Below are 6,503 nucleotides of genomic sequence, written 5' to 3'. Positions count from 1 at the left end.
ATCGCGATCGGCTGGATCTTCCTGTGGGCCTTCCTCGACAAGACCTTCGGCTGGGGCTTCGCCACCCCCGCGAACAAGGCGTGGATCGCCGGCGGCAGCCCGACGACCGGCTTCCTCAAGGGCACCGGCGACAACGCGCTCGGCGGCTTCTTCAGCGCGCTGGCCGGCCAGGCGTGGGTGGACTGGCTGTTCATGCTCGGCCTGCTCGGCATCGGCGCCGCCCTCGTCCTCGGCGTGGGCACCAGGATCGCCGCGGTGGCCGGCCCGCTGATGCTGGCCCTGATGTGGGCGGCCGAACTGCCCCTCGCCAACAACCCGTTCATGGACGAGCACATCGTCTACGCGGTCGTCCTGGTCGGCCTGGCCATGGCCAACGCCGGAGCCACCCTCGGCCTGGGCAACCTGGAGATCGTCAAGCGGAACCCGTACCTGCGGTAGTCGCCACGCCGCACCCGCGACGCCCGCCCCCGGACCTCGGGGGCGGGCGTCGCGCTGTGCGCGCGGGGTCGTCGTCCTACGAGGGGGGCCGGGCGGGGAGCCGCACCACGAAGGCGGTCTCTCCCGGGCGGCTCGACACCGAGACCGTGCCGCCGTGCGCCGCGACCACCGCGCGGACGATCGCCAGCCCCAGCCCGGTGCCGCCCGAGGCCCGCGAACGGCCGCGGTCCACCCGGCTGAAGCGCTCGAAGACCTCCTCCTGCAGCTCGGCAGGGATGCCGGGCCCGTCGTCGGTGACCGACAGCTCCACCGAGGCCCCCCGCCCGCGCACCGCCACCGTGACGGTGGAGCCGGGCGGCGTGTGCGTGCGGGCGTTCGCCAGCAGGTTGGCGAGCACCTGGTGCAGCCGGGACTGGTCGCCCGTCACGAGCACCGGCTCCTCCGGCAGCTCCAGCCGCCAGCGGTGCCCCGGGGCCGCGGCCCGCGCGTCGCCCGTGACGTCGATGGCCAGGCGGGTCAGGTCCACCTCACCGGCCGCCAGCGGCCGGCCCGCGTCGAGCCGGGCGAGCAGCAGCAGGTCGTCCACCAGCCCGCCCATCCGCACCGACTCCGCGTCGATCCTGTCGAGCGCCCTGCGCACCCCCTCCGGCATCGGCTCGGCCCCGCGCAGCGCCAGCTCCGCGTGACCGCGGATCGCCGTCAGCGGGGTGCGCAGCTCGTGACTGGCGTCGGCCGCGAACGCGCGCAGCCGCTGCTCGCTGGCGTGCCGGCGGCCCAGCGCCTCCTCGACGTGGCCCAGCATGAGATTGAACGCGGAGCCGAGCTGGCCCGTCTCCGTCGCGGGATCCGTGTCGGGCACCCGCTCCGCCAGCGCCACCTCGCCGCTCGCCAGCGGCAGCGTGGCCACCCTGCGCGCGGTCGCCGTCACCCGCTCCAGCGGGCGCAGCGCCAGCCGCACCCACACCGCCCCCGCCACGCCCGTCCCCAGCAGCGCCGCCGCGAACAGCGCCACCTCCAGCATCTGCAGGCGGGCCAGCGTCTCGCTCGCCTCGTGCAGCGACAACCCCGTGATCAGCACGTCGCCGTCGTCGCCGGCCCTGGCCGTGACCCGGTACTCCCGCAGCCGCGACAGCTCAACCGTGCGGGGCACGCCGTCCGACGGCACCCCCTCCAGCGTCTCCCGGTCGGCCGCCGAGAGCGGCACGTACACGTCGCCCTGGCGCGTCACCAGGGCCGCGTCCGTCACCCGGCCGCGGAGCAGCCGGACGCCCAGCGTCCCCGGCGCCTGCGAGCGGGTGTCGCCGCGCTCCTGATGGTCCTCCCGGTGCTCCAGGCTGGCGGCGTAGATGGGGCCCGCCGCGTACAGCTGCTGGTCAACGCGGTCGAGCAGGAAGCGGTACATCGCGACGGACGTCGCCACCCCCACCGCCGTGCAGGCCAGCGCGAGCAGCGCGAGCACCCCCGCGACCAGCCGGCCGCGCAGCGTGCGGGGGAACGGGCGGATCATGGCTTGAGCACGTACCCGACGCCGCGCACCGTGTGGATGAGCGGCGCCCGCCCCGAGTCGATCTTCTTGCGCAGGTAGCTGATGTACAGCTCGACGACGTGCGCCTGCCCGCCGAAGTCGTACGACCAGACGTGGTCGAGGATCTGCGCCTTGCTCAGCACCTTGCGCGGGTGGTGCATGAGCAGGCGGAGCAGCTCGAACTCGGTGGGCGTCAGGTCGATCAGCTCGCCCGCCCTGGTGACCTCCCTGGCCTCCTCGTCCATGGACAGGTCGCCCACGACCAGCCGGTTGCCGCCCTGCCTGGCCGTGTTCGCCATGCCCGCCCTGCGCAGCAGGCCGCGCAGCCGCGCCACCACCTCGTCCAGGCTGAACGGCTTGGTCACGTAGTCGTCGCCGCCCGCCGTGATGCCGGCCACGCGGTCCTCGACGGCGTCGCGCGCCGTCAGGAACAGCACGCACACCTCGGGCGCCCGCTCCCTGACCCTCGCCATGATCTCCAGGCCGTCCATGTCGGGCAGCATCACGTCCAGGATCACCGCGTCGGGCTCGAACTCGCCGGCCAGCCTGACGGCGGTCGCGCCGTCGCCCGCTCCGCGCACCTCCCAGCCCTCCTGCCGGAGCACGCCCTCCAGGACCTCGACGATGTCGGGCTCGTCATCGACGATCAGCACGCGGATGGGGGACCCGTCCGGGCGCAGCAGCACTGCCATAGTCACCTCTCCACCCGAACAACACACTGTCAACCTCTGAAAATCCTCTGAAACACCGCGCCCGCTCCCTTTTCAGAAGGAACCCAGAACTTCGGTTGGCACGGTGGGGCTCGTCCCGGCGAAAGGAGCCCCCGTGACCACCACGTACACGCCGCCCAGGACCCGCACGTCCGCGAGGTCCCCGGCGCGCGGCCCCGCCGTGCGGGCCGAGCCGGTGCTCGCCCTCATCGGCCTGGGCGTCGTCGCGGTGCTCGCGCTGTGGTGGCGGAACACGCCCGCCGTGGCGGGCCTCGACGGATGGCTGACCGGCGCCGCCCGCATCACCGGCCTGCTCGCCGCGTACGCCATGGCGGTGCTGCTCGCGCTCATGGCCCGGGTGCCCGCGCTGGAACGCGGCGTCGGCACCGACCGGCTCACCCGCTGGCACGCCATGGGCGGCAGGTACGTCGTCGGCCTGGTCGTCGCGCACGCCCTGCTCGTCATCTGGGGGTACGCCTTCGCCGACCAGGTCAGCGTGGTGGACGAGACGGCGACCATGCTGCTGTCGTTCCCCGACGTGCTCAAGGCGACCGCGGCGCTGCTGCTCCTCGTCGCGACCGGCGTGATCTCCGCCAGGGCCGCCCGCCGCCGCCTGCGCTACGAGACCTGGTACCACCTGCACTTCTACACCTACCTCGCGGCCTGGCTGGCCTTCGGGCACCAGCTGGAGACCGGCGCCGAGTTCACCGGCGACCCCGTCGCCCGCGCCGCCTGGTACGCGCTCTACCTGGGCGTCGCCGCGCTCATCGTCTGGTACCGGTTCCTCGCGCCGGTCCGGCTGTCGCTGCGGCACCGGCTGCGCGTGGCCGCCGTCGTGCCCGAGGCGCCCGGCGTCGTGTCCGTCCACGTCACCGGGCGCGACCTCGGACGGCTCCACGCCGAGCCCGGCCAGTTCTTCCGCTGGCGCTTCCTCACCAGGGGACTGTGGTGGTCGGCCAACCCGTACTCGCTGTCCGCGCCGCCCGGCGGCGGCACCCTCCGCTTCACCGTCAAGGCGCTCGGCGACCACAGCGCCGCGCTCGCGCGGCTGCGTCCGGGCACCAGTGTGTTCGCCGAAGGCCCGTACGGCGCGCTCACCGGACGCCTGCGCAGGCGGCGACAGGTGCTGCTGATCGCGGGCGGCGTCGGCATCACGCCGCTGCGGGCCCTGTTCGAGTCACTGCCCGGCGACGTCACCCTCCTCTACCGCGCCCGCGAGGAAGCCGACCTGGTCTTCAGGCACGAGCTGGAACAGATCGCGACGGCACGCGGCGCCCGCCTGCACTACTCCACCGGGCGCAGGGGCGGCGCCGGGCCGTTCGACCCCGCCGTGCTCGCCCACCTCGTGCCCGGCCTGCGCGACCACGACGTGTACGTCTGCGGCCCCCCCGGCATGACCCGCGCCGCCATCGCCGGGCTGCGCGCGGCCGGCGTGCCCGCCCGCAGGATCCACCACGAGTCCTTCGAGTTCTAGGAGACCCCCATGCGCAGAGCCCTGCTGGCCGTGGTCGTCACGACCATCGGCCTGGTGCTGCTGTTGTCGTTCAAACCGCACGACGTCACCGCGGTCGCCCAGCCGCCGTCCGCGCTGACCCAGCAGGACAGCGGGTCCGGCCGGCAGCCGTCCGCCCTCACCAGGTCCGACGGCGACGGCGACGAACACGGCGACGAACACGGGGACGACGACGGGGACGAACACGGCGACGACGACGGCCGAGGGACGGTCGCCGCCCCCACCCCGACGGTGAAGAAGAGCCCGTCCGCCAGGTCCGCCGCGGGCGGGGCCACCGGCGACGTCGTGGACACCCGCTGGGGGCCGGTGCAGGTCCGCATCGCCGTCTCCGGCAAGAAGATCACCGGCGTGGACGTCGTCCAGTACCCCGACGGGAACCGGCGCGACCGGGAGATCAGCGCCGTCGCCCTGCCGACGCTGAAGGAGGAGACGCTGTCGAAGCAGAGCGCCGACATCGACACCGTCTCCGGGGCCACGTACACCAGCGAGGGCTACATCCGCTCCCTGCAGAGCGCCATCGACCGGGCCGGCCTGTGATGCGGCACGCCGAACACGTCATGGGCACGGTCTTCTCGTTCGACATCAGGGACGGGGAGCCCGAGGAGACCGCCAGGGCGCTCGGGGAGGCCGTCGCCTGGCTGCACCGGGTGGACGCGGTCTTCTCGACGTACCGGCCGGACAGCCCGGTCAGCAGGCTCGGGCGCGGCGAGATCGGGCTCGCCGCCTGCCCGCCCGAGGTGGCCGAGGTGCTCGCCCTGTGCGAGGAGGCCGAACGCGCCACCGGCGGCTACTTCACGGCGCGGCCAGGCGCCGCGCTCGACCCGTCGGGGCTGGTCAAGGGCTGGGCGATCGAGCGGGCCTCCGCTCTGCTGGACGCGGCCGGGCTGCGCAGGCACAGCGTGAACGGCGGCGGCGACGTCCAGCTCGGCGACCGGCCGGCACCCGGGCGGCCCTGGCGGGTCGGCATCGCCCACCCGCTGCGGCCGGGCGCGATCGCCGCCGTCGTCGCCGGGGCCGGCCTGGCGGTCGCCACCTCCGGCGTGGCCGAGCGGGGCGCGCACATCGTGGACCCGCACACCGGGGCCCCGGCCGCCGCGCTGGCCTCGCTCACCCTGGTCGGCTCCCGGCTGACCGCGGTGGACGCGTACGCGACGGCGGCGTTCGCCATGGGCGGGGCGGCCCGCGACTGGGTGGAGGCGGCCGACGGCCTGGAGGCGTTCGCCATGACCCCGACCGGCGAGACCTGGCAGACGACCGGCTTCCCCCGCCTCACCGGCTGACGAGACGGCGGTGGGTCAGGGGTCGGGGTGGAGGAGGGCGCGGCTGCGCGGGTCGCCCCAGACGGAGGCCCGGTCCACGTACGGGCGCAGGAGCTCCGTGAGCCGCCGGTCGCCCCGCCCGGCCAGCTCGTCCTGGGCGATGCGCCGGGCGGCCCCGGCCAGCAGGTCGGCGAGCTGCACGCGCGGGTCGGCGTGCGAGGCCGCCAGGCGCAGCCCCGCCATCCGCGCGGTCGCGGCGACCGCGGGCACCGCCTTGGCGACCCGGTCCACGCGCTCGTCCGTGAGCGCGGTCTGCCGGTCGTGGACGACGAGCACCGGCGCGGCGCCCTCGCCCCACCGCGCCACCGCGTACGCGATGGCGGGGAGCAGCGGGTCGAGCGCGGGCGGCATGGCCGGGTCGGCGAGGTGCAGGGCGCGCAGCCGCTCGACGTTCGGCCTGGCGGCCCGCAGCAGGTCCGCGACCGCGCCCATGCGTCCGCCTGGCGCGGCCGGGCGCAGCTCGGCGGCGAGGGCGAACAGGGCGTCCACCGACGCCTCCGCGTTCCTCCCGTTGTTCACGCGTACGGCGGCGTTGAACGCCCTGAGGAAGGACTCCCACGCGCCGGCCCCGAAGGCGGGGCCGCCCTCCAGGTAGAGGGCGGTGGCAAGGTCGCGCGCCCGCTCGTCCAGGAACATCCCGGGGTCGGGGTCGTCCAGGAGGAGCCCGGCGAGCCTGCTGACGGCGAAGTACCTCTTCTCGGTCAGGTGGACGTGCGCGTGGCCCTCCAGCGGGCCCGAGGGGCCGAGCACCCATTCGAGCGTCGCCCGGTTCTTCTCCCTCAGGATGTGGCCCGCCTTGTACTCCTGCACCGGCGAGGGCGCCCGCGCCCGGATCTCGCGGACGCGCTCCGCCGCCTCGGCGACGCCGAACCGCACGCCGGCGTGCGCGAACACGGCGTTGATCGCGCCGATGAGGTTCTCGCCCTCCGCGCCGGACTCGTCGCAGGCGATCTCAAGGACGTCGCAGGACACGCGGCCAGCCTAGGACGCCCGCCCCG

At 75.0% G+C, this 6,503-nt stretch carries 7 protein-coding genes; 4 read left to right on the top strand and 3 right to left on the bottom strand.

The features are described 5' to 3' along the window. Positions 1 to 438, top strand: a 438-nt coding sequence (locus tag BMX74_RS40855; protein ID WP_091105336.1) for a hypothetical protein, incomplete at its 5' end; no start/stop codon positions are given. Between the two features lie 76 nt (positions 439 to 514). Here BMX74_RS40855 and BMX74_RS40850 read toward each other — a convergent pair. After that, on the bottom strand, positions 515 to 1,945 hold the full coding sequence (locus tag BMX74_RS40850) for a sensor histidine kinase (protein WP_091105797.1): 1,431 nt from the start codon (positions 1,943 to 1,945) through the stop codon (positions 515 to 517). Continuing rightward, positions 1,942 to 2,655 carry a response regulator transcription factor gene (locus tag BMX74_RS40845; protein WP_091105795.1) on the bottom strand — a complete coding sequence of 238 codons (714 nt, stop codon included), beginning with the start codon at positions 2,653 to 2,655 and terminating at the stop codon, positions 1,942 to 1,944. The genes BMX74_RS40850 and BMX74_RS40845 overlap by 4 nt, the downstream gene beginning before the upstream one ends. 133 nt (positions 2,656 to 2,788) lie before the next feature. Here BMX74_RS40845 and BMX74_RS40840 point away from each other — a divergent pair, with 133 nt between their 5' ends. Genes BMX74_RS40840 through BMX74_RS40830 form a run of 3 tightly spaced genes read left to right on the top strand, consistent with a single transcriptional unit; the run spans position 2,789 to position 5,466 of the window. Then, positions 2,789 to 4,147, top strand: a complete 1,359-nt coding sequence (locus BMX74_RS40840) for a ferredoxin reductase family protein (RefSeq protein ID WP_177227706.1) — start codon at positions 2,789 to 2,791, stop codon at positions 4,145 to 4,147. Positions 4,148 to 4,156: 9 nt separating this feature from the next. Beyond that, entirely contained in the window at positions 4,157 to 4,723 is a 567-nt protein-coding gene (locus BMX74_RS40835) for an FMN-binding protein (protein ID WP_091105794.1), read from the top strand. Continuing rightward, complete coding sequence (locus BMX74_RS40830; protein ID WP_218154236.1) at positions 4,723 to 5,466, top strand: FAD:protein FMN transferase; 744 nt, start codon at positions 4,723 to 4,725, stop codon at positions 5,464 to 5,466. The genes BMX74_RS40835 and BMX74_RS40830 overlap by 1 nt, the downstream gene beginning before the upstream one ends. A gap of 15 nt (positions 5,467 to 5,481) precedes the next feature. Here BMX74_RS40830 and BMX74_RS40825 read toward each other — a convergent pair whose 3' ends face one another. Continuing rightward, a complete protein-coding gene (locus BMX74_RS40825) occupies positions 5,482 to 6,477 on the bottom strand; it encodes a hypothetical protein (protein WP_055509281.1) in 996 nt (331 codons plus the stop codon). Positions 6,478 to 6,503: the final 26 nt, after the last annotated feature.

The sequence above is a fragment of the Nonomuraea pusilla genome (assembly GCF_900109355.1).
Taxonomy (GTDB): Bacteria; Actinomycetota; Actinomycetes; order Streptosporangiales; family Streptosporangiaceae; genus Nonomuraea; species Nonomuraea pusilla.
The sequence above is the reverse complement of the archived record's forward strand: the minus strand, read 5'-3'. Positions and strand labels throughout refer to the sequence as shown.